Source organism: Actinomadura montaniterrae (assembly GCF_008923365.1).
Taxonomy (GTDB): domain Bacteria; phylum Actinomycetota; class Actinomycetes; order Streptosporangiales; family Streptosporangiaceae; genus Spirillospora; species Spirillospora montaniterrae.
Window position 1 is genome coordinate 116,170 of record NZ_WBMR01000003.1, and the last position, 25,303, is coordinate 141,472.

Sequence of the window (25,303 nt, forward strand, 5' to 3'; positions counted from 1 at the left end):
GCGCTTCAGTGGAAGGCGCCCTCACCGGTGGTCATCGGTCACCGCCTTCCTCTCCGACCAGGAGGGGGGTCGAAGAGATCGGCATGCGCATCACTCCGCGCTGGAGGCGGATGGGGACGTTTTCACCGAGGGCGTTGATGCCGTAAGGGCGTCCCCTGAAGGGCCACGGGCAGGTGATGTGCGCTGTCTCGTTGACGCGGCTCCAGCCGACGAAGGTCGAGCTCCGTCCGCGCCGCTGGATTTCGTACAGGTAGGTGCCCGGCCGACCAGGGTTGTGGTGAAGGACGGTGTGGGCGTCGGCGAGGTGGGCTGCCATGAGCGCGTAGGTGTCGGCTTGGGGCCGCCGGCGGCCGATGTGACCGCCTTCGTAGTCCATGAGCGCGAACGCGTCGAACATCAGGGACCGGATGTTGAGGCGGCTGCCGGTGTCGCGGGCCTCGGGCGCCAGCTGGAAGCACGCTACCCGTTCGACGCCGGAGGCCAAGAGCAGCATCGTGCGGATCACGATCTCCTCCTGGAGATGGCGGTCGCGTTCCGCGGCGAGGTCGGCTGGGCAGTCGGCCATGAACATCTGCAGGGTGGGCGGCAGCTGGTCCCGGCAGTCGTAGAGGTCGACCATGGCGGGGGTGGTCCGGTCAAAGTCCAGTCCTCCGTCGGCCAGCCGGGATTGGCCGAGAAAGACGCGGCGGTGCTCGGTGAGCACATCGGTCAGGTACGGAAGGTTCTCAGGGAAGCCGGGGGGCATGGGGCCGTTGTGCTCGCCGACGACGATGGCCTTGCCGGCACCGTGGGCGGCCAGGAGCGCCCTGCTCGCCTGAATGAGAGCGGGGATCGCATACGGGTCGCCATAGGGGTGGAGGTCGAAGAGGTCGAAGTGGTCGCGGCCCTCGCCGATGATGCGGTCGAGGTCTTCCGCCCATCGCTGGTTCCCGCTGGCTTCTTCGGCGAACATGGCGGCGGGGACGGCGCCGCCGAGCACGACGAGCGAGCCGGGGGCAGACTCCCTGACGGCGTCCGAGAAGACGATGAGCTGGGAGAGGTACTCGTCGACCTTGCCCTCCCACAGCAACGGCACGCACGGCTCGTTCTCACACTGCCAGTACCTGATCGCGCCGCCGCAGCGCCGGACCAGTTCGGTGACAAAACGGCGATAGTCGTCGATGTCGGTAGCCGGTGAGGACGGTAGGAAACGTGTCGCGTGCTGTGTCGCCCATGGGGAGCTGGAGCAGACGGTAACCCATGCTTCGTCGCCGTCCTCGAGCTGGTCGAGGAACGCGTCGACGACGTCCCAGGTGAAACGACCAGGCTCCGGTTCGATCTGCGACCAGAACAGATTGATGCGCGCCAGGCCGACGCCCAGCGAGCGTACGGCGGGCATGAAGCACTCAGGGTCGTCGAGCAGGCCGTAGCTGATCCCCCGGCAGATCCCGATCCGTGGGCCCGACAGCGAGGTGGCCGGCGGCGGTGGCGAGGTCATCGCATGGCCTTCTGAATCTTGCCGCGGTGTCCCAGCACGACGGCCAAGCCGATGCCGAGGATGGCCAGGCCGACCAGCCTGGACACCGCCAGCACCTGGGCGGTGGACAGCACCACTGCGAGCAGGGTGAGGACGAGGGCGTGGACGAGGAACGTCGCCCCCATGATCGTCGTCAGTACGATGGAGGCCTGCCGTCGCTGCGCGTCCACCTGTGGTTGCCGCGGTTGCGGCTTACGCCGGGCGAGCAGTTGCGCGGCGACGAGGAGCAGTGGTCTGCGCACCGCAGCCGAGCCGAGGAACAGCAGCCCGACCGGCCCGGTCACGACGGCTTCCTGCATCTTAAGGACGAACGCGTTGCCGCCCGACAGCAGTACCACGATCAGTGCGATACCGAAGGTGACGGCCGCGATGACGCCGATGGCGTCCACTCGCCGCCGCCAGGAGAACACCGCGAGTGTGCAGACGACGGGGATGGCCATCGCAATCGCCAGGGCGCCGGCGTCACCGGACAGGTGCGGGCGCAGGAGCAGGTAGGCCAGCAGCGGGACGACGCCGTTGAGCGCCAGGCTGGGCAAAAGGGTCCGGACGCGTGCGCGGTTCACGAGGTTCCGCCTCGCCGGGCGACGAGCCAGCTGATGCCGGAGGCGACCAGTGCCAGGCCTCCGGCCGCGACCGTGATCTCCCGGAATCCGCCGAGGTCGAGTGCGCCGGCGGCGACGAGGGCGACGCCGACGAGGGCCAGCCGAATGGCCATGTTCCTCTCCTGTCTCTGTTTGAACCGGTACACTTAGATACCGTAGGTACCCTTTGAAGGTACTCACAGTCCCTTAATTTTACAAGCACAATGGCAGATCGGCCGTCAGCAAGGTACTGATGACCGTTTGGAGGCACCGATGACCTCGGATGACACCGACCCGCCCCCGACGGCGGCCGACGGCAGCGGCGGATCCAAGGCGACGCGGAGACAGCGGCGGAACGCGGCAGAGGTCGAGAGTGCCGTCCTCCTGGCCGCGGTCGAGGAACTCTCCGAGAACGGCTACGACGGCTTCACCATGGACCGGGTCGCCGCCCGCGCCGGCACGAGCAAGACGGCGATCTACCGGCGCTGGCCTAGCCGCACCGCGCTGGCATTCGCCGCCTATAAGCAGATGGTGGCCCGCCCGCAGGACCCGCCCGACACCGGCGACCTCCGCTCGGACGTGCTCGAACTGCTCCACGCGGCGGCCGACCGGATGGACTCCCCCGTGCAGAGCCAGATCATCCGCGGGCTGGTGATCGACGCTCGCCGCGAACCCGAGGTGATGGCCGACCTGCGCGATGAGTTCGGCCAGGGCGCTCCCGGCACGATGTTGACCATCCTGGCGCGCGCGGTGGCCCGGGGAGAGGCGCGCCGAGATTCGCTCATCCCCCGCATAGCCACGCTTCCCATCGCCCTGCTCCGCAACGAGTACCTCATGTTCGGCCCTGGCCCGGTCTCCGACCAGGTCATCACCGAGATAGTCGACCAGGTCTTCCTGCCCCTGGTGCGCCCGCGCTGACTCACCGCGGCACCTCGACCTCCCGCGCCCTCCGCGACATCGTCGGACGGAACGCCACCATCGTCCGACGTTCACACCGCAGGGGGGCCTGCATTCGGCCGGAAGCCCCGGCGCCGACCTCTTCGAGCGCCGCCTCGTGATCCTCACCCCATGCCCGATGGCAGGCGTAGCCGAAGACGTCACCGGTCGCGGTATGGGCCTGAAGAATCTCGCGATGCGCGGCGACCTCGCGAGCCTTGCTGTAGTCCGACAGGAAAATGCCGTCGTTGACGGCCTCGACCACCTCGCGGTCCGGAATGCCTTTGCCGCGGGCCTCGGCATAGCCCATCGCGCGCTCCCCCCAAAAGACGAGCCACGCGAGGCGCCGAACACCGGCCCCCGATTTGCGTGCCGCTCTCAAGTGGTCGAGCATCACAATCCTGTCCTGCCATCGATCAGCGTGCGGTCATCACGTACCGTCCGCGGATGGGAGCGGTCAGCAAGTCGAGCGGTGCGGCCCGCCGCCCTCGGCCACGTTGCAGGCCGATGCACCCACAGGACGGTCACTCGCGGAGGCGAATAATGTGACAAGCGGACGTGACGCGGTTACCGACGGTCCACTGGCCGGCCTGTGGGCGGTTTTTCTGACCTGACGGGAAAGGTCGAGAAGGAAATCGTCGATCTCGACGATGCCCTGCTTGAACTGCGAAAGCGCGAGGTCGTCGACGCGTCAGCTTGCACATGGCGCGTCGACCCGATGACTCAGTCCTTCATCCGGCGAGGCCCGGAGGACGGCGCAGCCTGGCGGCCGGCCGCCCCGTCCGAATCCGCGGAGACAGCGCCGATCGACATGACCGGTGAAAAGCCGGGGGGCGTCGGCACCGCTCCCTTTCCCCCGGCCGCTCCCAGCGAGCCGGCCGCAGACGACAACGCCACACTCCAGGCCTGGTTTCCCAGCGAGAGGCCGAAGCAAGCCCCGAAGCCGGCGAGGAGGCACCGCCCGATGCTGTACGCCACTGTCGCGGGCGCAGCGCTGGTCCTCATCCTGCTCATCGCCGTGGTCGCACAAGTCGATGGTCGCAGAAGGGAGCCACCGCCGCGGAGCGAACCCACTCCATCTCAGACGACCCTGGTCACGCGGCAACTGTCGACACTCCCGAGCGGCCTCGCATCGGCGGAGCCCTATTCGGTACCGCCATCGGAAAGATGTACCGCCGTTCTAACCGAAGTCAGCTCAGGCGACCTGAACCGTATCGGCCGGGTAACGGAGCGGAGCCAGTACAACTACAACAACCAGCGCCTGCATGCCGCCATCTACTCCGGCTGGGCCAATGCCGCCGTCACCATCGATCCCTTGGCCCCTGTCGGGGATCCGTCAGGCACATCGGCGATGCAGAACTGGGAACTTCATGACGGAAAGACGGTCATCGCGGTCGCGGTCGTCACCTGGCGGCGCGCGGGGCCGACGTCCGCATGGCTGCTGACCCAATGGCCAGAGTTCCGCTCCACCAGCTGATCCGGCCGTCCCGCTGCGTTCCACACCGAAGTGAGTCACGAAAGGGCAAGCGAATCTCCCATCCCGTGAGAGACGTCGACACGCGTCATCTTGTTGAGAAGCTCCTGGGGCGTTGTCGCCTCCAGCAGGACTGCCCGACCGTACCGTGTCACCGCCCAATAGTGGCCGGTCCTGAACCCGTACCAGCAGAGCCAGCGTCCGCTGTGCCGCTGGAGCTGCCTGGCCGCGTCCTGCGGGTCTTCACCGAGGCCGTGCTTCACGGAAACTTCACTTTCTCCCCATCGGGGCCAGGGACGCGAAAAGGGCAGGATGAGGACGACAGCCGGCTTCGCAAAGCAAACCGCAGCGACAGGGCTACTTCGGCCCTACTTCCACATCAAGGCTGCGTGAACTCGATCTCGACCCGCCGGTTCTGAGCTCGGCCTTCGGGGTTGTCCTTCCCGCCGACCTGATTGGGGGCGATCGGTTTGCTCTCGCCGTACCCGGTGGCCTTGACATGCCTGCCGGCGCCCAGCATGCGCTCGATCTCGGCCTTGACGGAGTCCGCACGCTTCTGTGAGAGCTCCTGGTTGTAGCTCGGGTCTCCGATGGAATCGGAATGACCCGAAACCTCGATCGTGCCGACGGCGTCTTTCATCTGCGGCGCGAGCTGCGAGATCCGCTTTCGCGCGGCGTCGGTGAGGTCGGCCTTGTCGAAGTCGAACAGGAGGTCAGCGGAGATACGCACGGTGACGTGCTTGCCGTCGTTCTCCACCGTCTGCAGCGGCTGCACGGAGGGACCGACCTCGATCGCGTACACATACCGATCGGCTTCGATCGTGCGGACGGACTCCTGGATGTTCACGTCGGAGACGCTCGGGTCGGCTCCAGCGACCCCGGGAATGACGGAGAAGATCACCGCGAAAGCGCCGACGAGCGCCGCGGCGCCCCGCGTGGCCACCGTCTTCACCGCTGGACCGGGACGTTCTTGAAAGCCGGCCAGTGGCCGTAATGCACGTCCACGGACTGCACATTGGCCGGCGGCGCGGCGAAGCTGTAGGTCGCCACACCCGCCTGTTCGTTGTAGATGGGCGCCATGACGTCGTCGGTCTGAACCTCTTTTTGCTGGTTGTCCTTGACGACGACGTACCGCCTCAGGTTGACGGTGTCGATCAGCTCGGGGGCGAGCGGTATCTCGTCGTTGAGTTCGTAAGGATTGGTCTTCTCAGGCGACCCCTGGGGCAGGTGCGGCGTCAGCCGAACCGTCAGGATCGCCAGCTTCCCCCGCACCTGCAGGCTCATGACGGCGACCTCGACCTTGCCGTTGGGGAACTTCGGGGTGTCGAAGGTAACAGTGGCCACGGGCGTACTGGAGCCGACGGCACCGCCGCCCGCGCCGCCGCCCGCGATGCCGTCCGGACTGGGAGCGCCCGCGGCCTGGCCCGAGCCCTGCGCGGCGACCTTCTTCTCGCCCGCCCCCTTGTCACCGCCATCGGGCGACGAACAGCCGCTCACGAGGGCAGCCAGCGCCACGATGAGCACCGTCCCTCGTCGGATGCCGATTTGCATGGCCTGCCTCCGTTTCCAGCGGGTCGGCTCAGATTTGAGCGTTCGCGCCCGTCTCTCCCTTTGAGATGGGTCGCCGTCCCCCCGACGAACACCACCCAAGACCGTCCGAGACGCCCGCCAACACGCAACCCGTCACCCCGGCACGCCTTCAACGGGAACCATGGGCACTCAGGCTGCAACAGGTGGCGCAAACACGGCGGTCCAGACCGGAGTGATCGGCTCTGGGCGAAGGGCCGCAAGACGCCGGCCGCCTCGCAGGATGGTTCCGGGGCCGGGAGGGACCTGCTCGGCTTCACGCTGCTCAGCGGACACACGGCGACCTCCCCGCACGTGCTCCCCCACCGCGCCGGATTCTTCTCCCTCGGCGGCTGCCAGTTGCAGCGGCTTACGGACTGTCCAGCAAAAGCGCGGAACCGCGCTCGGGAGGTGGCTCGTCTCGTCGATTCGGCTGTTACCGACGAGAGACCCCTTCTGAGAGGGGGGCATCCAGGATGCAAGTGGCGGGCGTGGCCCGATCTCAGTAAATATTCGATGTCGGGCACTCGCTGAACCCGTCGGCTACAGGAGCGGGGCGCCTGGAACAGCGACAGACTCGGTCGGCAAGCTCAGGTACGCAATCGTGCCGGTATCTCTTGTGCCAGCAGCCACGAGTCCGTCGAGATGTGCCGGTCAAAGCCGCTCCAGCCCTGCCTTCTGGTTCTCATCTCGCGATAGAGGAGTCGACGCCTCCACCCTCGTAGGCCGACCGGGGCACCGAACGACGCTTGTCGGCGTCCGACCCGGTCGAACAGGGCCGATTGGCTCCCATTGCGCGCATCCATGCCTCCGAGCCAGCCGTCCGGCGGCGGGTCGCGGGCGTGTCCCAGAACATACGGCTGCGAGGCTTGCCGCAGTGGACGATGCCACCGGAAAGCTCGTCAAAGTGACGCGTACGAGGTGCCGCTGACCGGAGAGAAGGGCGGCGTACTTTACGACCTTCGTAGAAGAACTGGGAGAAGGAGAACGACGAGCCCATGAGCGCGCTGCTCAGGATCACAGCGAGGCCCAGCCACGGGAGCCGCCCTCTACCAGCCCGTAATGAGTTCCCCACTCCCAGCATGTACAGGGCGTTCCCCGAACGTCGATCATTGGCGCGCTCGGGCTGCGGGACTCGCCCAGTGCGCGGAGGCCGGCGACCAGCAGGACCGTGCCGATGGGCACCGAACGAATGGTCGCGTCGGGAGCGCCAGCCGAGATGATCGTCTCGACCTGTCGGCCGAGGGCTATCGCGCCAACGCCCACGTGCACCACCACCGAACCCGCATCAGCCTGGCCTGCCGCGCCAGGGGCATTTGCCTCCTGGGAGACCCCTGCCCCCGAACACCGCCGATGTCGTCACCAGTTTGCGCGACCTCTCGAGCCGGATGCGCCTCAGCGCTTGCGGTCGAGGTCGTTACCCGGACGATCGGGGCCGTGACCAACTGTGCGGCGACCGACGAATCTCTGCGAATAGGCGATGCCTCTCTGGGCGCGGGGACCGTCCACAGCACCACCGGTTCAACCGGCGTCGCGCAACGAACGGCAGGTGAACGACCGGCTGCGGATGCGGGAGACGACAAGAAGAAGGAAGATAGCTGCAGGCTCCGCACACGTGCCCGTCATGCTTCATCCCACAGAGGGCTCCATGAGACGCTCCCAGCCCGCGACCCAGGTCAGGACCTGGTTCATACGCCCCCCTTCGACGACGACTTCGATCGTGGCCTTCGCGGCGCCACTGGGCTTCTGCCTGGCCGAGGGCACCGTCGTGGTACTGGTCGGAGCGGGGACGGTGCTGCTGGGTAAGGCACTGGTCCTCCGCAGAGCGCCGCGGCGGTCCGTTCTCGATGCCATCGATACGATGCTCGCGCTCTTGATCGCCGACATCATGGTGAGTTCCGCGGGTCTTCCGTCCGTGGATCCGACCACCACACAGATCGGCGTTCTCGCCGTCGCCGCCATGGCGATCGACGCCATCATCAGCCGCTCAGTGCGGGCGGCGTTGATCGGCGAGGGGCTCGCCAGAGCCGGCTTCGCCGTCGCGTTCGCCGTTCTGGTGCTTGAGGCACTGCAGAGCGGACATCTGATATGGGGACTGCTGGCCCTGATCCCCGGAAGCGCGCACTACCTGGACACCCGTGTCCTACTGACCCGCGAGAGCGCGCTCAGCACCGCGCAGCAACTGCTCAGGCTTCCCAACCTGATCGCCGTGCAGCGGACCACCGTCGCGGATCTGGTCCCCTTCGTGGACGACCTTCGGCGAATCCTGGGCTCGGACGTGCTGTGGATGCACACGACTCTTCCGTCCGGGACCGTGCTGGTCGAGGCATCCGCCCACGGCAGCGTCCAACGCAGGCCGGACGATGACCTCGGGTTCACGCGGCCCTCCCGGCCGGAACGGCCCCAGATCCTCAAACATGAGGCCCTTCCGCCCGGCTGGCGCGCTGCCGTGTACGTTCCGCTCTCTGCTCCCGACGGACGGGACGCTGGATACCTGCTGCTGGGCTGGACGAGGCGGACCGGCCCGTATCTGGCACGCTGGATGGTCGCTGGCGTCCTGGGCGGGGCGATGACAAGCACCGGCCGCGCCTTGGGCGCCTTCTGGGCCAACGTCTGGGCCGCCCACGATCTCGAGAGCGAGCGTTCCAGGCTCAGTGCGGCCATCGATCACTCCGACGTCGCCATCCTCGCCCTTGAGCCGTCCGGCCGTGTGATGGTCTGGAACGCCGCGATGGCCGGGCTGACCGGCACGCCCACCGCCGACGCCGTGCAGCGGCGGCCCGAGGAGCTGTTCACACTGACCGACGAGGGCGGCTCGATGCTGGACCTCGTGGACGGAGTGAACGGCAGCGCCCGGCTGACCATGCCGACCGGCCGTTCGCTCTGGGTCGAGATCTCCTCATCGACCCCGGACGATGTGCGCGCGTCCGGACTCCGCACCGCAGTGTTCGTGGACAAGACCGCGATCCGTCAACTGGAGTACATGCGGCATCTTCTCCTGGCATCGGTCCACCACGAGCTGCACGGTCCGCTCACCAGCATCAGCGGCCATGCCCAACTGCTGGGCACCGTCGTCAGCGACGAGGCCGAGGCGGCCTCACTGACGGCCATCACCGACGCCGTCGAGATCATGCATCACGTCATCGCGGATCTCGTCCTGGTACTCGGTGAGGACCCCTCCGCCCGACCGGCCGCGGCGAGGGGGCCCGTCGATCTGCCGTCCCTGCTACGGAGGACGCTGCAGATCCTTCCGTCGGTGGCGGCCCGCACGACCACCGTCACGCCGGCGAAAATGATCGTGCACGGCGATCCCGTCCGGCTTCGCCAGTGCCTGCTCCTGGTGCTCGGCAACGCGGAGAAGTATGCTCCAGACGGCAAGATCACCGTGACCGTGCACAGCGAAGGCGACCACGGTGTGATCTCCATCGCGGACGAAGGACCCGGGATCCCCGAGGACGAACGCCGGCTGGTCCTCAAGCCCTACTATCGATCGGCCGCCACCCAGGACCTGCCCGGGTCGGGTATGGGCCTGCACATCGCCGAGGTGATGATGGCCGTCATGGGCGGAGAGATCCGGCTGGCCGACGCGCCGTCGGGCGGCCTTCAGGTGGACCTGCGGCTTCCGCTCACGGCCGGGGACGGAAGCCGCGGAGGAGACCATCCGGAGGACGGCCGAACCCGACTGTGATCGTTGTTCAGTTGCCGGCGAGTTCGGAAAGGACCTCACGCAGGTCCACGAGATCGAAAGGCTTGCCGAGAACGCGGGTCAGCGTCCCGTCGTCGAAGTCGCGAGAGGTGCTGGCGGTCGCCGTCAGCATGAGCACGGGCAGTGCCGCGGTCCGGGCGTCACCGCGGAGCCGGGCCAGCAGGTCCGCGCCGTCCATGTCGGGAAGCATGCGGTCCAGGATCAACATCTGCGGCGGGGTGGCTCCGGTGAGTTCGCGCCATCCGTTCGTGCCGTTCTCGGCGACGACGGCTCATGCCCGTCGCGCTCCAGGACGGCGTGGGGCAACTGACCAACCCGGGAGTCCTCAAAGCCGCCAGCCGAGGTGGACGGAGCCAGCCGAGTCGCCCGCGTTCTGCCACTCGGCTTTCGATCACTGTGGGTGCGCAGAAAACATGTGGTCGTGGCTCGGGTACTGGTGGTGGATGACGATCCACGGCTTGTGAAGGTGGTACGGAGCCTTCTGCGAAGGCACAACCACCTGGTGGAGTCGGTGCCCAACGGAGAGCTGGCGCGCCAGGTGCTGCGCCGTGGGGATGTCGACATCGCCCTGCTGGACGTCAACCTCCCGGATGTCAACGGTCTCTCCCTCGTCCTCCAACTCCGCGAGGAGGGGAACGACATACCCGTGATCCTTCTGACGGCCCGTAGCGAGGTGCACGACCAGGCTCTCGGGCTGCGGCTCGGCGGGGACGACTATGTCGCCAAGCCGTTCGAGCCCGAAGTGTTGCTCGCGAGGATCGAAGCCGTGCTGCGGCGCGCCGAGGGGGGCGCCTTCCAGCGGGCCGAAAGCCCGTGAGGAGACCTGCTGGAGCTCCCGCCCGTGATGATCGATTTCGCCGCACGCCAGGTGTTCAGGGACGGAGATCTGGTGCGCCTCGCCCCCATGGAGTACGCCGTCCTGGAGTTCTTGGCGACGAACCGCGGCCGGCGGTCTCCAAAGAGGAGCTCATGCTGCACGTGTGGGGAACAAGCCGAGGCGTCTCCCGGACACTGGCCGAGCACATCTCGAGGTTGCGCCGCAAGCTGGGCGATGGCCTCATCGTGCCCCAGACGGGGCTACAGATACCTCATCCCCGCGAGGCCGGATGATTCCGCAGCCACAGGTCGGTGACGAGGGTCGCCTCGTCTTCCAGCCGCGACCACATCTGGTGGCCGTGAGCCTGCATGGCCGTGCACCAGCGGGCCAGCCCGAGGTCACTGCCTAACCCGTTCTCCACCCGCGTGGGCCAGGGCAGGCCATCCCGCGCTCGAGCGCGTTCGAGAGCGGGACGCCGCAGACCGGCGGACGTCGAACGCACGGTATGGATGGTGAAGTCCCCCTGCCGCCGCTCGGAGACCTGCTCATCGGTGAGTGCGCCCACGAGAGCGGCGTGGGTGCTGAGGGTGTCGGCGACGATCCGGGCGGCGGGCACTTCCATCATCTGCGCCTCTTCCACCTCCGTGAGCAGCCATGCCAACCCGTCGACGACGCAACCGAGCATCTCGGAATCCTCGGTCATCCCGGCCGCTTCGTCCAGGAGTCCGGCGGTGACGGAGGCGATGGTCATCTCCCCCGCCATGCAGTGACCGAGTCCTCGCGCGAACCGCTCGTGCCACTGCCCGAGCCCGTCCCGCCGACCCGGCTGAAGACCATCGCGGCGGTCTCATTCAGCGGGACGGCGGTAAGAGAGCCGCTCGTGGACGTCGTCTGCCAGGTCAGTACCTGGCCTGCAACGACCAGTGAATTCCGATCCAGGGCAGCATCGCCCGCACCCTGTCAGCTCCTCCACACTACCAGGCGGCGTTCCCGCCTGCGCCTGGACCAACACGAAACCCATTGCACCGTTTTACCTCAGCACCCGGCGGTAGAGGGCCGATCCGGACCGAGCTATGTCAGGCCCCCGGCTCATGCCGGTGGTGGCCCGTCGCGACGCCGATGCCCCCGGCGGGCGGTGAACGCGGCCCTGAACCGCCGGGATCATCCGTTGGATCTCCGTTTGCTCTCCTTCTCGCGGGTTTGCGGTGTCGCCGCCCGTTCCCACCAGAACGCTTAACCTCCGCCATGCCCTCTAAAGTCCGTGCGCGCACGGATCGGCAAGCTGTTTTCGCTCAAGGCCGTGTTGTTCGGCTAATTTGCACACTACAACCGCACCGCGGGGACCACCGGCGCATCAACGTGCCGCCTGCTAGCGATTAATAACGTGTCAACGGAATACGACAGCGGCCCTGGTCCGGCCGCGCCCGTGGATCTTAGCGATGGCCTCTCACCTGGATATACGGCTACTCCCTCGCCCTATCGCCCGAGAATCCCGAACGTTTTCCGCCGTCTGCCACCGTCATCGGCCTGTCAACAACCTCTTTTCCGCACCGACCGTTATTGGAGATCGTCACCTCGCAGCTTCCGTGGAGAACAAGCCAGGGAGAGTGAGATGGACATCGCGCAGCCGACCAGTGACGGACGTCCCGCCACCCAGCTCCACAGTCGGAACGACGAACTCTTCGCCCGCCGGAAAGAGCTCTCGGATCGCATCGCCGAGCTGCGGGCCAAGGCCGAAGCCGGCGAGATCGACGAGGTGTCCGAGGCGGCATTGCGGCAGGACGAGCGCGAACTGGACGATCTGACGTCCGAGATCACGGCCGCCAACTACGGTCTCGTGCGGCGGTATGTCGCCATGTTCACCTTCAGGTCCAGTCAGCACAGTGAGGATTTTCAGAGCGCCGGCAAGGTCGGGTTGCTCTGGGCCATCGCGTCCTACGATCCCGCACGGGCCTCGTTCGCCAGTTGAGCGTTCAAACCGATCCAGCGCGAGGTGCTGCGGGCCGTCCGGGACGCCGATCATCACAATCTCAACCTCAGCGACTTCGAGAAGCGCCCGGCCATCCTCGCTGCCGAGCGCGCCTTCCTGGAGGACCACGGAGCCGACGCGGTCTGCGATCACGCCGAGATCGCCAGGCGAGCGGGTGTCACCGAGGCCCAGGTCACCGAGCCCTGGATGCGCCTCGCCTGGAGAGCCTCCAGGCGCCGATCGGCGGGCAGGGTGAGGACACGATCCCCTGGGAGGACCGTCTCCCCGATCCGTCCTCGAGTATCGAGCACCAGGTGCAACTTCGGTTCCACCTGCGTGCACTTATCAATCACGGGCTGCCGAACCTCAACACACGCGAACTGTACGTGCTGACCCGCCGATTCGGGCTGGATAGGGAGGAGGAACAGCCGCTGCGCGTCATCGGTGAACAGCTCGGGCTGTCTCGTGAGGGAGTTCGCCGAATACAGCAGAAGGCTCTGGCCAAGCTCAACGAGCCCATCGCCGACGCCGTCTGAGGGAATGCGCTATGACCAGGAGTCCGGGCACGACAACAATCTCGCTGGCGGACGAGAAGGCTTGCTACGTCCTGTTCCACCAGCCCACCGTGGGGCTCGTACGCGCCGCCGAGGGCCTCCTGAGCGCGGCTCTCGCGGGGTGGGCGGTGAAGAACTTCCGCGTCACCGTGGCCGCGGAGGTCGCCGTCAGCGAACTGGTGGATGAGGCGGTGTGCGGCATGCGGGGCCGCGGGCCGGGCGGAAGAACTGGAGGTCGCGATCCGGCTCATCCACCGCCAGGACGGGCGATACGTCCGTATCGAGATCTTCGACAAAGCCCCGGCACGGCACGCCCAGCGGGCCGGCTCGGCGGACTTCGCCGACCTCGACCTGCCCAACACCGCGTTCGGCCATCACTCGATGGGCGACGGCTCGTGGACGTGGGCCGAAATCGACCTCGACCAATAGCGGGCGAACACGCTGTCGTTTCCGCCGGTCAGCGCCCCTCCGGGTCACCGTCCCGGAGGCTTCGGCCGGGGCTCGGAGCCGGTCGCCCGCCGCAGCCCTTCCCACAGGATCATCTTGGCTGCGGCAGGGGCGTGCAGGTAAAGCGCACGGACGATACGAGCGAAACGATCACCGTCCTTGTCGCGAAGGGCCGCCTGCATCTGATCCGCCAGGGCGACTATATGCGGCGGGCGGGGCCGGGAAGGATGCGTCACAGGCCCTACCATCCGACGCCACCGGTGTTCGGCCGCACCCACTGGTCCCCGCAACGCGGGAACCGCGCCTCCCGCGACTTCCACAGCTATGGATATGTCCGTGCGCCTTCCACGTAACTCAAGACGGTGGCCCCTATAGCTTTATCAGCCGAATCAAGGACGCCGATGCCTGAGCCTTCGCCGCACACCACGGTCCCTGCACGCCGAGGCACAACGGCGCCGACCCGCCCTTCCCGTCGGCGACGAAGGCGACCTGCCGACGATCGTGTCGTCCAGTTGTGCGCGACGGTCGTCCGCTCGGCCCTGATGGCGGGTCTGGGACTGGTCGCGGTGATGATTCTGATCAGGACCGAGCCGTTGCCGCCGAAGGTTCGATGGGCGCTCGTCGTCATCGCTGTAGCAGCGGCAGGGGTTGTTTTCGGCGCGGCCCTCGCGGCAGAGGCGACAGCCCGCCGGGCGTGGCCGATGCCCACCGCGCCGGCCCAGAGAGGCGAGGGAGCCCACTCGCGACTTGACGCATTGGCCAGCCTGATGCTCCATGGCAGAGAGGAACTACGGGACCTCAGCAATCGGATCGCGGCCGGCGAGATCCCGTCGCTTCGTGCCGTCGATTCTCACCCGGCCGAGATCGAGGACCTGGCCGCGCGGCTCGGATGGGAGTTGCAGCAGGCTCACAACGAGGCATGGAACGTACTAGTCGAGTTGGCGACCCGGCAGCAGCCTTCGAACGGCCTCGAGCGCACGGTAGAGGTGTTCGTCAATCTCTTCCTGCGGATGCAGACATTGCTGCATCGGGCGCTCGAGAGCCTCGACGAGCTGGAGAACCAGGTCGAGGACCCGGATCTCCTCAAGGAACTCTTCCGAATCGATCACCTCACGGCCCGGGTGCGCCGCCAGGCCGAAAGCCTCGCCGTCGTCGGCAGAGCCGCCCCACGCCGCCAGTGGAGCAGGCCGGTCTCGGTTCACGAGGTGCTTCGCTCGGCCATCGCCGAAGTCGAGCAGTACGCCCGGGTCAAAGTGGTTCCCGCCGTCGAAGGCACCCTCGACGGGGGCGCGGTCTCCGACGTCGTCCATCTTCTGGCCGAACTCATCGAGAACGCCACGAAGTTCGCTCCGCCGCACACGGAGATGTTCGTCCGGGTAGAGACGGTGACCGCCGGACTCGCAGTCGAAATTGAAGATCGCGGCCTCGGATCACCGGTCGAAGCTCAGCACCGGCTGAACGACCTCCTGTACGACGCGGAACAACTCGGCGACGACCGTTTGCTGGAGGAGGGGCGCATCGGCCTCCTTGTGGTGGCCGCACTTTCACGCCGACACAAAATCGCCGTCAGGCTGCAGGCGAACATCTACGGTAGGACGCAGGCGGTCATGGTGATTCCGCACGAGCTGATCGGTTCGGAAGTGCCGGGTATCGGTGCTCATCCGGCGCCGCCGGCCGAGTTCCCCGGCTCCGCGCGGCCCCCTCGCCAGGCATGCCCCCGGCGCCTCTATCTCCAACTCAGTACGGGACCCCTCCGAGCCTGGTACCGAGTTCGCCGAATGGCGACGATACCTACCGTGCAGCGCCGTCCGAGTCGTGGCCGAACGGAACTGCCGAAGCGGCTGCCCAGACCAACTTCGCCCCTGAACCAACAGAGGCTCCCCTGCCGCCGGACAGCGCCGCGGGCGTCCAGCTCAATCACGGTCTGATGGCCGCTTTTCGTCAGGGGATGCGTGATGCCGAGCGACCACGTCCTGCGAATAGGCCGAATGGCATCGACCCCTCGACCACCATGAAGCCGTAAGGAGCGGCGAATGGCCGGCACCACTTCGAACCAGCCGGCGGACCTGGCCTGGCTCCTCAAGGGGCTGGCTCAAGAGGTTCCGGCGATCGGTGGTAGCGTCCTACTTTCCTCCGACGGAATGGTAAAGGCCCGTCACGGCCTAGACCGCACCAGTTTAGAATATCTCGCGGCGCTCACCTCCGGCCTGTTCTCCATATCACGTAGCGCCAGCACGAGATTCGACAACGGGACCGATGTCCGGCAGGTCGTGGCCGAACTCCACTCAAGTCAGCTTTCCATTTCGTGGGCCGGGTTCAACTCGGTCCTCGCGGTGCTGGCGGAAGGGAGCGCCGACCCGGCCGTCATCGGATTCGAGATGGCCCGCCTGATCAAAGCCGTCCGCCCCTTCCTGGACACCGCCCCCCGGCCGGCGCCCGCCGCGGCCGACGACCGGATGCGGTGATCGTGGCTGGCCGCGAGAACGGGGTCTGGGTCGACGACGCGGCCGGTCCGCTGGTACGCGCATACACCGTGAACGGGGGCGGACCCGCCCGAAGGTGGAGTTGGTTCTGCTCACGTTGCCGGTCAGTACCGGCCGCGCCGGCTCGACTCTGGAGTTGGAGCACGTTCAGGTAATGGAACTGTGCCGCAGGCCGATCTCAGTCGCCGAGGTGGCGGCGCGCATGCGTCTTCCCCTGGTGGTGATAAGAGTCCTTCTCGCCGACCTGGTCGACTGCGGCACCATCGCCCCTCAGGCACCAAATCCTCGTGCCCCCGCGCACGACAGAGCTCTTCTGGAGAGACTTCTCGATGGTCTACAGCGAATCTGAAGTCTCCTCCATACAGGTCAAGGTCCTGATCGCGGGCGGCTTCGGCGTTGGAAAGACGACCTTCGTTGGTTCGGCGAGCGAAATCGAGCCGTTGAACACGGAAGAGATCGTGACCACGGCCAGCGTCGACGCCGACGACATGAGCCGGGTGCAGGGCAAGTCGACCACCACCGTCGCCATGGACTTCGGCCGCATCACCATCGTCCAGCACGACATCGTGCTGTATCTGTTCGGAATGCCCGGGAAGGAACGTTACTGGTTCATGTGGAAGGAACTCGCCGCCGGGGCGCTCGGCGCGGTGATCCTGGCCGATACCCGCTATCTCGAGGAATGCTTCGCCGCAGTGGACTTCTTCGAACGCGGAGGTATACCTTTCCTGGTCACCGTGAACCAATTCGAAGAAGCGTTCCACTACGAAGCCGCAGAAGTGCGCGCTGCTCTCGGGCTCGATCCGGACGCCCCGATCATGCTGTGCGATGCCAGAGAGTCCCGCTCCACGATTTTCGTCCTGCGTTCTCTGATCAAATACCTTTTGGATGCACTGGCCCCACACCGAGTCCAAATCCAAGAAAAATGAAATGAGGAGTGCGTTAACATCATCAGTCCGGAGCGGCAGTTCTTCGCAGGAATCTATCCATCCTCCGAGGAAAGGTGCGTGAACCGGAGAACGACCCCTTCCGGGTGATGTCCTGCGACAGTGGTTTCTGCATCTTCGCGACCGCGCGCCATGCACGCGCTGGCGCTGGACGAGGTGAGCGACTACCACATCTTCGCCGGCAATCCAGTGGTCGATGCGATCGGGGTCCGCTCCTATCTGGGGGCTCCGCTGATCGATGGGACGGTGGCGCTCGGGACCGTCGCCGTCATCGACACTAAAACTCGTGAGTTGGGGAGCGGGCGGGATCGCGTACATGAAGTCACGGGCCGCCGAACTCATCCGCAAGATCGAGCGCCGGGCGCGCCCGGGCGCCGGATCCGGACTCGTGCCGGATCGGCCGGAGTCGTGAGCGGCGATGCCCGCTGAGAGCACTCTCGCGGCGCCGCCACCGCAGTAAGCCTTCCCCGCCGGCTGGGATTACAGGCCGGCGGGGAAGGCTCCGAGCCCGGCCGTCACCGGGTCAAGGTGAGGCGAGCGCAGGTGAGCCCTGTTGCGCTCTTTGGCAATGTCCTCGGCGGCCGAGGGATGCTCACGGCCCTCGTGCCGGATCACGCGCGGTCGGGGTGTCCGCGTCGCGGTCGGGCTCGGGCACGGTCGGTGCGCTCGTACGGACCCTGTGCCAGACGATGGCCAGCGGAATCCCGGTGACCAGGCCCGCGGTACCCGTGAGCGCGATCGTGGCGGCGGGGCCGATGTGGTCGGCGAGCAGGCCGCCGAGCAGAACCCCCGCACCCTGGACGGCGGTGATCGCCGGGGCTGCCAGGCCGAGAGCCTGACCGCGCCGGTGGGCGGGCACGGCACGAACGAACTCCGCCTGCGCGATCACCTGATAGGCCGCGGCCACGCCGGTGAGACCGAACAAGGTCAGGGATCCAGCGGCCCCCGGGTGCAGGACGCAGGCGGTGAGTGGGAGCCCGGCCAGTGACGCCAGCGGTCCCATAGCCGTGACCCGCGTCCGTTGCCGCAGCAATCGGCCGATCACGACCATGCCGACCACGTTTCCGGCCGGGATGGCGGCTAGCAGCAGGCCCACTAGCCGCGTCGGCAGGTGAATCTGAGCGGCGTACGGAACGGCGAGGCCCACGGGGACCACGAAGTATCCCGCGAGCAGAGCGAGGGCGAGGATCGCGCGCAGTTGCGGCGAACCGGCTATCAGCCGGAATGTCGCGGCGAGTTCAACTCGCCAGCTTCTTTGCCCTGCTGTGGGAAGAGCGGGACGCTGTCGAAGACATGTCCGAAGAAGCAGCGCACAGCAGGCGAATGTCGTGGCGTTGACCGCCAGGGCTGAATATGGGCCGATCGAGGTCACGACCATGGCGCCGGCACCGAACCCCGCCAGCAGAGTCACTTGGTACATGAGTTGATTGGTCGCCACTCCGAGCGTGTAGAGATCCCCGGACAGCAGGTCCCGGACCAGGGCGGTGCGTGCGGCCCGTTCCGGCGCGTCCAGGAGCGTCAACGCGAACACCAGTGCGTACACCGCGGCCAAGGGCAACATGGGCAGTGCCATCGCCGCGGCAAGGATGGTTCGGATCAGATTGGACGCGATGAGCAGGTCGCGACGTGGGTACCGGTCGGCCAGCCCGCCCAGCAGCGGCCCGCCCACCATCGCTGGGAGCAGGGTCAGCGCGTAGGTCAGCGCGGTGAGGAATGATGAACCGCTGCTGTCGAAGACCAGGAGGGCGAGACTCACCCGGGCGAGTTGGTCCCCCAGATTGGAGATCAGGTTGGCGATCAATAGCGCCCGGTATTCGCCGACTCGGAAGAGGTCGGCGAACGTGGCCGTCCGATCCGCTGACACGGTTCCCCACGCCTTGATGAGCTCAGCTTCTTCGGAGTACTTCTCACACCCATCCGTGAGCGCGCGGATGCGCGGAACCCCGGCATCCGCGCGCCCCATCCGCGGAGGCGACCCTCTCAGGGGTGCGAGCTCAGCCGAACCCGGCCTGCCACCGCTTCATGAAGGATCGGTCTTCTGATCGGCTCGTCAGCCCCAGCCGCTGTCACGCATGACTGCCTCCAATCTGCGCTGTCTTGGTTTGCACCAAGGGCCATCTAGGACCGTCCGCCGGGTGAGCGACATCGCAAGCGGCGACATCCGGCGCCCGGGATGATTGCGGCCGTGGGAGGCCGACGGACGGTAATCCGGGCTGGTCAAACCGGTGGCCGGTGTCTCGACCGGAACGGTGAGGTGTGCCGATGCGTATTTTTCAACACGGTCTGGTGGCAACTCTGCTGATAGTAATCTGCGGTTGCGGTGTGATCCACGGAAAGGCGGGCGATCAGGAAGGAGGCTCGCGGCCGGCTGGTAACTCGCCGTCGGCCAGGGTGGATGCGAATGGGGCACCTGCCATCGCGACCACCGATGCGCGTGGGCTCTATCTGGACTCGCTGCGCCGGCAGGCGCTGCAGCCGTCCATCAACCTGGTGCAGGAATACTACCTGGAGCGGCAGGCCTATCCCGGCGGCAGCCGGGAGGCGGTGATCTCGGGGGTCGACTACCGGACCAAGGACGTGCGCCTGGAGAAGTCAGAGGTCACGGTGGAGAACGGCAAGGCCAGCGTCGCATGGGCGAACTGGTGCCAGGGCAGATACCAGGATTGGTTCTGGTCAAGTGTGGGCCGCTGGACTCAGGAGAGTGACCAGTGCCCGTCCGTTACTGATCAGACATGGCTCAACGACGGACTCGGTGTTGGCGGGTTGACTCCCGAGCAGGCCGATATCTTCGTCGGACACCTCGCCGATTGTAAAGGCTTGATCAACACCCGCGGGAAAAGCGTGGTGGAGCGGGCCGGCAAACAGTATGTGCGCCTTGAGATCCAGGTGACGCCTCAAGTCGTCGGAAGTGGGGACCCTATCGGCGCAGGTATGTACTTGGATGCCTTCAAGTACACCGAACTCAAGGCCGATACCCACCCGTATAACCTCATCGGCAAGGAAGTGGACGCCTTGCGCATCGTACGCTATATCGATCCTCAGACTCGGCTGCCCGTGTACTCGGAGACTCAGGCGAGCGGCGACGGCGAATGGACCATGCACAGGGTCGAATACTCGTTCGGCGGCCCAGTGCAGAGCCGCCCGCGACCCGCCAGGGTCGGTATCCCCCAGATGACCTGGCAGCCCGAGCGCCGGTAAGGAGAGGCAGCTGAACCCACTCGCTACACCAACCTATCTCGTGCTGTCAGAGCGCCGATGTCCAGGACAGTCTCATATGGACATCGGACGGGCAATCCGGCTAGGAGAGCGTCGTGTACACCGCAACCGCCATCGCCGTCACCGTAGTCTCGGACGAGATGAAGACTTACAAGCGCGAGTGCAGGCACAGGCATCTCACAGAGGCGGGGGCAGCGCGCTGCGCGCTGCATTTGGAGGAAGAGTTACGGGAGCTTGCCGGTGAGCAGGCCGACCGGCTGACCATTACGCATACGGTCACCTCTGCAGATGACCGCTGATCCCTGGGGACCCGGCGGGCCTGCGCCACTGCCTGGGACGCGGCTCCGGCTAGCGCGGACCATCGCGGCAGGTCGGATCAATGGTCGTTTAAGAATCTGGCAGTGGTGGCTTTCTTTAGACTCCGTCCATCGCTCTCGAAGATACGAAAGGTGTAGGTCTGCTCACTCAGTTTACATTTCCCGCCTTTACTGGCCCGATGCGTCATAAACTGCCGGACCCTGCAGTAACCGTGGCCCTGCAGCTTTTGTGATATACATCTTTGGAAACGTTGATATTGACTATGACGCTGACCGAGCTCCCCTTCCTCGATAAGTCGCACATGGAGATTTCCCTAATGGTTCGTGTCATCCGACGTTACACGCTGGCAGGTGACTATGCAGGTCGCTTGAATGGGCGGATCCGGGAGTTGCCGTGCAGCGCTTCTCATAGCGCGCGAGCGACCCCAAGTCCGTTCTTGCAGACAGTGGAGATGTTGCCGTGGATGGCCAGGAACGTAACGGCTCCGTGCAGGGTGCGGAACCTGCCGGCTGTTTTGGTCTTGATCCCGACATGCGGACGGCGTGCTCGGCGGTGTTGTTGGAGAAGGCGACGGTGAAATCGCGGTGAAACGCAAGAACTCCTCGCGGCGGTCCCGTAGCCGCAGAGCGAGGTTGCGGGCCCGGCTGTGTCTCCCGGGCCGGGATGGATGGGCGGTCAAGTGCCCGATTGACCAGCTCATCCCAGCGTCCGCGCAGGTCATCGGCTTCGAAGCCGGGCAGCCGGGTGTGTCATTTGCGCTGCCAGGCGCCGGACTGCCGGTGAGCGTCACCGAGCAGGCCGATCATCTCAGCCGCTTAGCCGTCATCACGGGCGACGGCGTCGAACTCGGCGATCGCGTCCGGTTCCCGTACCGCATGGGCGTTACACAGCGCGTGCACACCCGGTGAGGCTGTCATATCCGGCGTATGCATCATGGACGGCGACCCCGGTGAAGCGCGGCAGGATCCCGAACGCCGTACGGCTCGCCGCCACGAACGACCTGCGGCTGTCGGTCTGGCCGCCGGCTCAACACGCCAGCCCGGGCGCCGCCGAACGGACGGTGTATGCCTAGCGCCTGTCGGTGTGGAGGTTGGGGGTCGTCTCCAGATACGCCTTGAGGCGCCGCAGTGTGGCGGCGATGTTGGTGTCGTTGGCGTCGGCACGGTCGGCGACGCCGGTGATCAGGATGCCGAACGGGAGGAACCAGGTCGGCACACGCAGCCAGTTGGTCTCGGTGACCCTGCAGCCGTCCGCCGTGGGCTCGATGTCGTACTGCCAGCGCGAGATGGGGACGTTGAACGGCGCCGCCACCTCGTAGGCGAAGCGTCGGCCCGGTTCGGCGTCCGTAATGCTGCAGGTGGTGGACCAGCGACGCGGCCCGTTGCGGTTGTAGCCGCGGAAGCGGGCGCCGACGGCGGGCCCCGTGGCGCCGTCCAGCCAGCGGGAGCTGTGGGTCTCCTCGGCGAGGAGGGCCATGGACGGCGGATCGCTGATGACGCGGTAGACCTCGTCCGGCGTCGCTCCGATGGTGACCGTGCCCGTCGCGGCGGGCTCTGGGAATCGCGGTATGCGCATCAGGTATCAACCTCCTGGGTGCGGAATCCGCTCCGAAAGGCCTCTAACGCCCTGTAGGTGAGCGTCTTGTGCCGCCTACCGTCCGGGCGAAGGGCATCACGGCCACCCCGGTCTGCTTCTGGAGAGAGTTTGCCGTGTGGGTGCTCGATTGTCTGTGCGATGCGGGTCGATCAGCAGCGGCCCGTCACGGTTCCGGTGGTACGCGTTCACCCGCGTCGGAGTCAGGACGTGGCGAATACGCCTCCGACCAGGTGGTAGATGTACGCGACCGTCATGAACGAGGCGGCGCACAAGGTGTGGGCGGTGTAGGCGATGCGGCTGGGCAGGCGCCACCAGCGGCGCAGCCAGGCGATGATGCTGCAGATGGCCAGGCCGGCCGTGAGAACGAAGGCCGACGAGGATGCGAGCAGGCCCGCCGTCAGCAGCGGCGAGCCGAGGAAGATCGCGTCTCCGGCGTTGTTGGAGTCGAGGATGAACAGCCAGGCGAGGACGGCCACGAAGACCAGCACGAGGGCGCTGGTCAGCCAGGCCAGCCACCATGCGGACGGATGGTCGGCGCGGCGTTTCCGCAGCCGCCGGACGAGCGCGACGATCGGGACGCCCGCGAACGACAGCAGGAAGGCGGTCAACCCGGCGTACACCAGGACCTGATGCAGCACCGGTGAGGAGAGCCCGTCACGGCGTTCGAAGGCGGATGCCTCCTCGGTGTGGCCGCCGGCCAACCGGCCGTGCCCGTCGAAGGCGATGCGTTCCTGGCCGCCGCGCTCGGCGAACAGACCGACCCCGATCTGCGTCCAGTCCTGCTCGGGCTTGTCGGGATCGGGTGACAGCCCGGTGGTGTGCAGCGTCCCGTCGCCGGTCGCCTCGACGGTCACCGGATTGAACAGCGTGCTGAAGCTCAGCAGGTCGCCGCGTCTCCGGCTCGGCACGTAGGTGCCTGCGTACTTCGAGGCGTCTGCCCTGATGGGCCGGGACGGCGCGGATCGCCGTGCCGGGAAGTAGCGGTCGACGAGGCGGTCGACGAGGCGTTCGGCGAGGACGGTCCCCTTCCCCATCGACGTGCCCTCGCCGTTGTAGACGACGTAGATGCCCACTCCGTCGTCCGGCAGCAGCGCCATGATCTGATGGAAGCCGGTGACGTCTCCACCCTTGACGAGCCGCCGGCGGCCGTTGCGCGGCCATTCCTCCAGCCCGTAGCCCATGCCGGGCAGTCGGGGGTCCTGGGCGTATTGCCTGGCCTGCATACGCACGGCCGCGTCCTTCCCGAGCAGCGGGTCATGGCGCAGCTGGGCGATCATGTATCGGCCCATGTCCGCCGCGGTGGTGACCGGTCCGACGCCGGACGGTGCGGCACCGTAGTAGCGCCGGTAGGCGGTGAACCCGTCGCCGTCGGGACGGTAGCCCTTGGCGAGCGCGGCGTCGATCGCGAGCGGGCGCCGCAGTGCGAACGTCGTGCCGCTCATGCCCAGCGGGGCCAGGAGTTCGCGCTGCACGTACTGGTCGAACGGCTGGCCGGAGACCACTTCCACGAGGTATCCGGCGAGCGTGTAGGCGTAGTTGTCGTAGGCGACCAGCGTGCCGGGCGGGCGCACTCGGTCCGGCCGGTCCTCGGCGAGATCGGCCAGCCGCGGGACATTGTCCGGGTCTCCCCAGGACCGGCCGAGCACATCGTCCTCGAACCCCGCGGTGTGGGTGAGGAGATCGCGGACCCGAACCGGGCGTCCCGGAGCCCCGGTGACCTTGAAGCGGCGCAGATAGGTGTTGACGTCGGCGTTCAGGTCGATCCGCCCCTCTCCAGCCAGCTTCAGCACCGCGTTGGCGGTGATGGTCTTGGCCAGCGAGCCGGTGAAGAACTCGGTGCGCTCGGCGCTCACCGGCACGCGCCGGCCGACGTCGGCGAGCCCATATCCCTTGCTGAACACCGTCCTGCCGCCCGCGACGACGGTGACGGCCGCTCCGGGGATCTTCTCCTCGGCGAGTTGATTCGGCACGATGGTGTCGACCAGCGAGCCGACGTCCCGCATGTCCGGCGCGGAGGGCGGGGACGCAGCCGCTGGGGTGAGCGGGCCCAGGGCCATACCGAGCGCGAGCGGCAGGGCCGTCCACCGGACGAGGAATCTCGGCCGCTTCGCCGCCCCTCTCCCATGTTCGTGAGCCTGGACACTATGAGTACCTGTCCTGTGCACTGCCAGGCTCTGTGCGCGCGGCGGCCCGGCCGCTGAGGCAACGCCTTCGGACGTCAGGCCGGACAGGGCGGCGCGCAGGAGTGCGCCCTTCACGATGTCCAGCCGCGTCGGGCGATGAGCCAGCCGATACTGGAGCCGAGCAACGCCACAGTGCCGGCCACGATCACGAACTCCCTGAGGCCGCCAAGGTCGAGCACGCCGAGGACGATGAACGCCATGCCAGCGAGGGCCAACCGGATGCACATGATCTCCTCCTGCCTTCCTTTGTAAGTACTCCCAGTACCCTCATAAGGTACTAAGAGTCTCTTTATTGCTCAAGTAGAATGTGCCCGCCAGCACCCTGCAAACCGATGACAAGTGATCGGAGGGGCATCGATGCGAGCGGAGGGCATGCTCCCGGTGGAGAAGGCCGACGGCCCGGCACGGCGTCCACGGCGCCGCGCCACGGAAATCGACAGCGCTGTCCTGCAGGCCGCCATCGAGGAGTTGACCGAGCGGGGCTACGGCGGCTTCACGATGGACCGGGTCGCCGCCCGCGCCGGCACGAACAAGACGGTGATCTACAGGCGCTGGCCCAGCCGCACTGCACTCGCCTTCGCCGCCTACAAGCAGATGGTCGGCCGTCCGCAAAGCCCACCCGACACCGGGGAACTCCGCTCCGACGTATTGGAGCTGCTCCGGTCCACCGCCGCCCGGATGAGTTCCTCCGCAGGGACCGAGATCCTCCGCGGGCTGATGATGGACGCGCGCAGCGACCCTGGACTGTTGGCCGGCATACGCGACGAACTCGCCGAGGGGGAGCCGGGCGTGATGCTGGCCATCCTGGCGCGAGCGGTCGCCCGCGGTGAGGCACGTCAGGAAGCCCTCGTCCCCCGCATCGCCACTCTCCCCATCGCCCTGCTTCGCAACGAGTACCTGATGGGCGGCACCGCCCCCATCTCCGACCAGGCCCTCATCGAGATCATCGACCAGGTCTTCCTGCCTCTGGTCCGTCCCCGCTGACTCATGCTCCCTG

28 protein-coding genes and 1 pseudogene are annotated in these 25,303 nt (G+C 66.8%); 17 read left to right on the top strand and 12 right to left on the bottom strand.

Annotation, left to right across the window (positions count from 1 at the left end):
- Nucleotides 1–31: 31 nt before the first annotated feature.
- The 3 genes from F9B16_RS02670 to F9B16_RS50645 are packed head-to-tail and all read right to left on the bottom strand — an operon-like array spanning nucleotide 32 to nucleotide 2,231.
- Nucleotides 32–1,477: a hypothetical protein gene (locus F9B16_RS02670; protein WP_151538182.1), complete on the bottom strand. Its 1,446-nt coding sequence runs from the start codon at nucleotides 1,475–1,477 to the stop codon at nucleotides 32–34.
- Complete coding sequence (locus F9B16_RS02675) at nucleotides 1,474–2,079, bottom strand: VC0807 family protein (protein ID WP_151538183.1); 606 nt, start codon at nucleotides 2,077–2,079, stop codon at nucleotides 1,474–1,476. Before F9B16_RS02675 ends, F9B16_RS02670 begins: the two co-directional genes overlap by 4 nt.
- Nucleotides 2,076–2,231, bottom strand: a complete 156-nt coding sequence (locus tag F9B16_RS50645) for a hypothetical protein (protein WP_192808586.1) — start codon at nucleotides 2,229–2,231, stop codon at nucleotides 2,076–2,078. Before F9B16_RS50645 ends, F9B16_RS02675 begins: the two co-directional genes overlap by 4 nt.
- Nucleotides 2,232–2,370: 139 nt before the next feature.
- Here F9B16_RS50645 and F9B16_RS02680 point away from each other — a divergent pair, with 139 nt between their 5' ends.
- Nucleotides 2,371–3,015 (top strand): TetR/AcrR family transcriptional regulator, encoded by a 645-nt coding sequence (locus tag F9B16_RS02680; RefSeq protein WP_151538184.1) that lies wholly within the window; start codon nucleotides 2,371–2,373, stop codon nucleotides 3,013–3,015.
- 1 nt (nucleotide 3,016) lies between these two features.
- Here the strand turns inward: F9B16_RS02680 and F9B16_RS02685 are convergent, their stop codons facing one another.
- On the bottom strand, nucleotides 3,017–3,343 hold the full coding sequence (locus tag F9B16_RS02685; protein ID WP_151538185.1) for a hypothetical protein: 327 nt from the start codon (nucleotides 3,341–3,343) through the stop codon (nucleotides 3,017–3,019).
- 282 nt (nucleotides 3,344–3,625) lie between these two features.
- On the opposite strand from F9B16_RS02685, the gene F9B16_RS02690 reads away from it, so the two are divergent.
- Nucleotides 3,626–4,510 (top strand): hypothetical protein, encoded by an 885-nt coding sequence (locus F9B16_RS02690; RefSeq protein ID WP_151538186.1) that lies wholly within the window; start codon nucleotides 3,626–3,628, stop codon nucleotides 4,508–4,510.
- Between the two features lie 376 nt (nucleotides 4,511–4,886).
- On the opposite strand, the gene F9B16_RS02695 is transcribed toward F9B16_RS02690, so the two are convergent.
- On the bottom strand, nucleotides 4,887–5,459 hold the full coding sequence (locus F9B16_RS02695; protein WP_192808587.1) for an OmpA family protein: 573 nt from the start codon (nucleotides 5,457–5,459) through the stop codon (nucleotides 4,887–4,889).
- Nucleotides 5,456–6,058, bottom strand: a complete 603-nt coding sequence (locus F9B16_RS02700; protein WP_151538188.1) for a hypothetical protein — start codon at nucleotides 6,056–6,058, stop codon at nucleotides 5,456–5,458. Before F9B16_RS02700 ends, F9B16_RS02695 begins: the two co-directional genes overlap by 4 nt.
- A 1,735-nt stretch (nucleotides 6,059–7,793) precedes the next feature.
- On the opposite strand from F9B16_RS02700, the gene F9B16_RS02705 reads away from it, so the two are divergent.
- Nucleotides 7,794–9,761: a PAS domain-containing sensor histidine kinase gene (locus F9B16_RS02705; protein WP_192808588.1), complete on the top strand. Its 1,968-nt coding sequence runs from the start codon at nucleotides 7,794–7,796 to the stop codon at nucleotides 9,759–9,761.
- Nucleotides 9,762–9,768: 7 nt separating this feature from the next.
- Here F9B16_RS02705 and F9B16_RS02710 read toward each other — a convergent pair.
- Nucleotides 9,769–10,032: pseudogene (locus F9B16_RS02710) on the bottom strand (response regulator); the annotation flags it as partial.
- 168 nt (nucleotides 10,033–10,200) lie between these two features.
- Between F9B16_RS02710 and F9B16_RS02715 the strand changes: the two are divergent.
- Both F9B16_RS02715 and F9B16_RS54030 read left to right on the top strand, forming a co-directional pair.
- Complete coding sequence (locus F9B16_RS02715; RefSeq protein WP_192808589.1) at nucleotides 10,201–10,596, top strand: response regulator transcription factor; 396 nt, start codon at nucleotides 10,201–10,203, stop codon at nucleotides 10,594–10,596.
- The gene (locus tag F9B16_RS54030) at nucleotides 10,593–10,889 is read left to right on the top strand and encodes a winged helix-turn-helix domain-containing protein (RefSeq protein ID WP_225991287.1); all 297 of its coding nucleotides are present in this window, start codon (nucleotides 10,593–10,595) and stop codon (nucleotides 10,887–10,889) included. Before F9B16_RS02715 ends, F9B16_RS54030 begins: the two co-directional genes overlap by 4 nt.
- On the opposite strand, the gene F9B16_RS02725 is transcribed toward F9B16_RS54030, so the two are convergent.
- The gene (locus F9B16_RS02725; protein WP_151538193.1) at nucleotides 10,868–11,347 is read right to left on the bottom strand and encodes a hypothetical protein; all 480 of its coding nucleotides are present in this window, start codon (nucleotides 11,345–11,347) and stop codon (nucleotides 10,868–10,870) included. The genes F9B16_RS54030 and F9B16_RS02725 overlap by 22 nt on opposite strands.
- Before the next feature lie 861 nt (nucleotides 11,348–12,208).
- On the opposite strand from F9B16_RS02725, the gene F9B16_RS02730 reads away from it, so the two are divergent.
- From F9B16_RS02730 to F9B16_RS02765, 8 genes are all read left to right on the top strand, one after another.
- Nucleotides 12,209–12,565, top strand: coding sequence for a hypothetical protein (locus F9B16_RS02730; protein ID WP_151538194.1), 357 nt, complete (start codon nucleotides 12,209–12,211; stop codon nucleotides 12,563–12,565).
- 314 nt (nucleotides 12,566–12,879) lie between these two features.
- Nucleotides 12,880–13,101, top strand: a complete 222-nt coding sequence (locus F9B16_RS50650) for a sigma factor-like helix-turn-helix DNA-binding protein (protein WP_192808590.1) — start codon at nucleotides 12,880–12,882, stop codon at nucleotides 13,099–13,101.
- Nucleotides 13,102–13,302: 201 nt separating this feature from the next.
- Nucleotides 13,303–13,548 (top strand): hypothetical protein, encoded by a 246-nt coding sequence (locus tag F9B16_RS02740; protein WP_151538196.1) that lies wholly within the window; start codon nucleotides 13,303–13,305, stop codon nucleotides 13,546–13,548.
- Nucleotides 13,549–14,108: 560 nt separating this feature from the next.
- Entirely contained in the window at nucleotides 14,109–15,494 is a 1,386-nt protein-coding gene (locus tag F9B16_RS02745) for a sensor histidine kinase (protein ID WP_192808591.1), read from the top strand.
- Between the two features lie 105 nt (nucleotides 15,495–15,599).
- On the top strand, nucleotides 15,600–16,031 hold the full coding sequence (locus F9B16_RS02750; protein ID WP_151538198.1) for a roadblock/LC7 domain-containing protein: 432 nt from the start codon (nucleotides 15,600–15,602) through the stop codon (nucleotides 16,029–16,031).
- Nucleotides 16,032–16,125: 94 nt separating this feature from the next.
- On the top strand, nucleotides 16,126–16,398 hold the full coding sequence (locus F9B16_RS02755; protein WP_264159676.1) for a DUF742 domain-containing protein: 273 nt from the start codon (nucleotides 16,126–16,128) through the stop codon (nucleotides 16,396–16,398).
- Nucleotides 16,379–16,975: a GTP-binding protein gene (locus F9B16_RS02760; protein WP_151538199.1), complete on the top strand. Its 597-nt coding sequence runs from the start codon at nucleotides 16,379–16,381 to the stop codon at nucleotides 16,973–16,975. The genes F9B16_RS02755 and F9B16_RS02760 overlap by 20 nt, the downstream gene beginning before the upstream one ends.
- Nucleotides 16,976–17,125: 150 nt before the next feature.
- Entirely contained in the window at nucleotides 17,126–17,422 is a 297-nt protein-coding gene (locus F9B16_RS02765) for a hypothetical protein (protein ID WP_151538200.1), read from the top strand.
- Nucleotides 17,423–17,585: 163 nt separating this feature from the next.
- On the opposite strand, the gene F9B16_RS02770 is transcribed toward F9B16_RS02765, so the two are convergent.
- Entirely contained in the window at nucleotides 17,586–18,956 is a 1,371-nt protein-coding gene (locus F9B16_RS02770; protein WP_151538201.1) for an MFS transporter, read from the bottom strand.
- A 299-nt stretch (nucleotides 18,957–19,255) separates the two neighbouring features.
- Between F9B16_RS02770 and F9B16_RS02775 the strand changes: the two genes are divergently transcribed.
- The 3 genes from F9B16_RS02775 (at nucleotide 19,256) to F9B16_RS53510 (ending at nucleotide 21,435) form a co-directional block, all read left to right on the top strand.
- Nucleotides 19,256–20,191 carry a hypothetical protein gene (locus F9B16_RS02775; protein WP_151538202.1) on the top strand — a complete coding sequence of 312 codons (936 nt, stop codon included), beginning with the start codon at nucleotides 19,256–19,258 and terminating at the stop codon, nucleotides 20,189–20,191.
- Nucleotides 20,192–20,304: 113 nt separating this feature from the next.
- Entirely contained in the window at nucleotides 20,305–20,508 is a 204-nt protein-coding gene (locus F9B16_RS02780; RefSeq protein ID WP_151538203.1) for a hypothetical protein, read from the top strand.
- Nucleotides 20,509–21,306: 798 nt separating this feature from the next.
- Nucleotides 21,307–21,435, top strand: coding sequence for a hypothetical protein (locus F9B16_RS53510; protein ID WP_264159677.1), 129 nt, complete (start codon nucleotides 21,307–21,309; stop codon nucleotides 21,433–21,435).
- Between the two features lie 160 nt (nucleotides 21,436–21,595).
- Here the strand turns inward: F9B16_RS53510 and F9B16_RS02785 are convergent, their stop codons facing one another.
- From F9B16_RS02785 to F9B16_RS50655, 3 genes are all read right to left on the bottom strand, one after another.
- Nucleotides 21,596–22,102, bottom strand: coding sequence for an SRPBCC family protein (locus F9B16_RS02785; RefSeq protein WP_151538204.1), 507 nt, complete (start codon nucleotides 22,100–22,102; stop codon nucleotides 21,596–21,598).
- Nucleotides 22,103–22,323: 221 nt separating this feature from the next.
- Entirely contained in the window at nucleotides 22,324–24,126 is a 1,803-nt protein-coding gene (locus tag F9B16_RS02790; RefSeq protein WP_192808592.1) for a serine hydrolase domain-containing protein, read from the bottom strand.
- A 251-nt stretch (nucleotides 24,127–24,377) separates the two neighbouring features.
- Nucleotides 24,378–24,533 carry a hypothetical protein gene (locus F9B16_RS50655; protein ID WP_192808593.1) on the bottom strand — a complete coding sequence of 52 codons (156 nt, stop codon included), beginning with the start codon at nucleotides 24,531–24,533 and terminating at the stop codon, nucleotides 24,378–24,380.
- 145 nt (nucleotides 24,534–24,678) lie between these two features.
- Here F9B16_RS50655 and F9B16_RS02795 point away from each other — a divergent pair, with 145 nt between their 5' ends.
- Nucleotides 24,679–25,290 carry a TetR/AcrR family transcriptional regulator gene (locus F9B16_RS02795; RefSeq protein ID WP_151538206.1) on the top strand — a complete coding sequence of 204 codons (612 nt, stop codon included), beginning with the start codon at nucleotides 24,679–24,681 and terminating at the stop codon, nucleotides 25,288–25,290.
- Nucleotides 25,291–25,303 lie beyond the last annotated feature (13 nt).

What these genes read in the sequence shown, in the direction of transcription:
- F9B16_RS02700 (WP_151538188.1), bottom strand. Translation starts at nt 6,058, where the DNA reads ATGCAAATCGGCATCCGACGAGGGACGGTGCTCATCGTGGCGCTGGCT.
- F9B16_RS02745 (WP_192808591.1), top strand. Translation starts at nt 14,109, where the DNA reads ATGGCGGGTCTGGGACTGGTCGCGGTGATGATTCTGATCAGGACCGAG.
- F9B16_RS02740 (WP_151538196.1), top strand. Translation starts at nt 13,303, where the DNA reads ATGAGGCGGTGTGCGGCATGCGGGGCCGCGGGCCGGGCGGAAGAACTG.
- F9B16_RS02680 (WP_151538184.1), top strand. Translation starts at nt 2,371, where the DNA reads ATGACCTCGGATGACACCGACCCGCCCCCGACGGCGGCCGACGGCAGC.
- F9B16_RS02795 (WP_151538206.1), top strand. Translation starts at nt 24,679, where the DNA reads ATGCTCCCGGTGGAGAAGGCCGACGGCCCGGCACGGCGTCCACGGCGC.
- F9B16_RS02790 (WP_192808592.1), bottom strand. Translation starts at nt 24,126, where the DNA reads ATGCGGGACGTCGGCTCGCTGGTCGACACCATCGTGCCGAATCAACTC.
- F9B16_RS02785 (WP_151538204.1), bottom strand. Translation starts at nt 22,102, where the DNA reads ATGCGCATACCGCGATTCCCAGAGCCCGCCGCGACGGGCACGGTCACC.
- F9B16_RS50655 (WP_192808593.1), bottom strand. Translation starts at nt 24,533, where the DNA reads ATGTGCATCCGGTTGGCCCTCGCTGGCATGGCGTTCATCGTCCTCGGC.
- F9B16_RS02770 (WP_151538201.1), bottom strand. Translation starts at nt 18,956, where the DNA reads ATGGGGCGCGCGGATGCCGGGGTTCCGCGCATCCGCGCGCTCACGGAT.
- F9B16_RS02760 (WP_151538199.1), top strand. Translation starts at nt 16,379, where the DNA reads ATGGTCTACAGCGAATCTGAAGTCTCCTCCATACAGGTCAAGGTCCTG.
- F9B16_RS02670 (WP_151538182.1), bottom strand. Translation starts at nt 1,477, where the DNA reads ATGACCTCGCCACCGCCGCCGGCCACCTCGCTGTCGGGCCCACGGATC.
- F9B16_RS02685 (WP_151538185.1), bottom strand. Translation starts at nt 3,343, where the DNA reads ATGGGCTATGCCGAGGCCCGCGGCAAAGGCATTCCGGACCGCGAGGTG.
- F9B16_RS02775 (WP_151538202.1), top strand. Translation starts at nt 19,256, where the DNA reads ATGCGTATTTTTCAACACGGTCTGGTGGCAACTCTGCTGATAGTAATC.
- F9B16_RS50645 (WP_192808586.1), bottom strand. Translation starts at nt 2,231, where the DNA reads ATGGCCATTCGGCTGGCCCTCGTCGGCGTCGCCCTCGTCGCCGCCGGC.
- F9B16_RS02730 (WP_151538194.1), top strand. Translation starts at nt 12,209, where the DNA reads ATGGACATCGCGCAGCCGACCAGTGACGGACGTCCCGCCACCCAGCTC.
- F9B16_RS02765 (WP_151538200.1), top strand. Translation starts at nt 17,126, where the DNA reads ATGCACGCGCTGGCGCTGGACGAGGTGAGCGACTACCACATCTTCGCC.
- F9B16_RS02725 (WP_151538193.1), bottom strand. Translation starts at nt 11,347, where the DNA reads ATGACCATCGCCTCCGTCACCGCCGGACTCCTGGACGAAGCGGCCGGG.
- F9B16_RS02750 (WP_151538198.1), top strand. Translation starts at nt 15,600, where the DNA reads ATGGCCGGCACCACTTCGAACCAGCCGGCGGACCTGGCCTGGCTCCTC.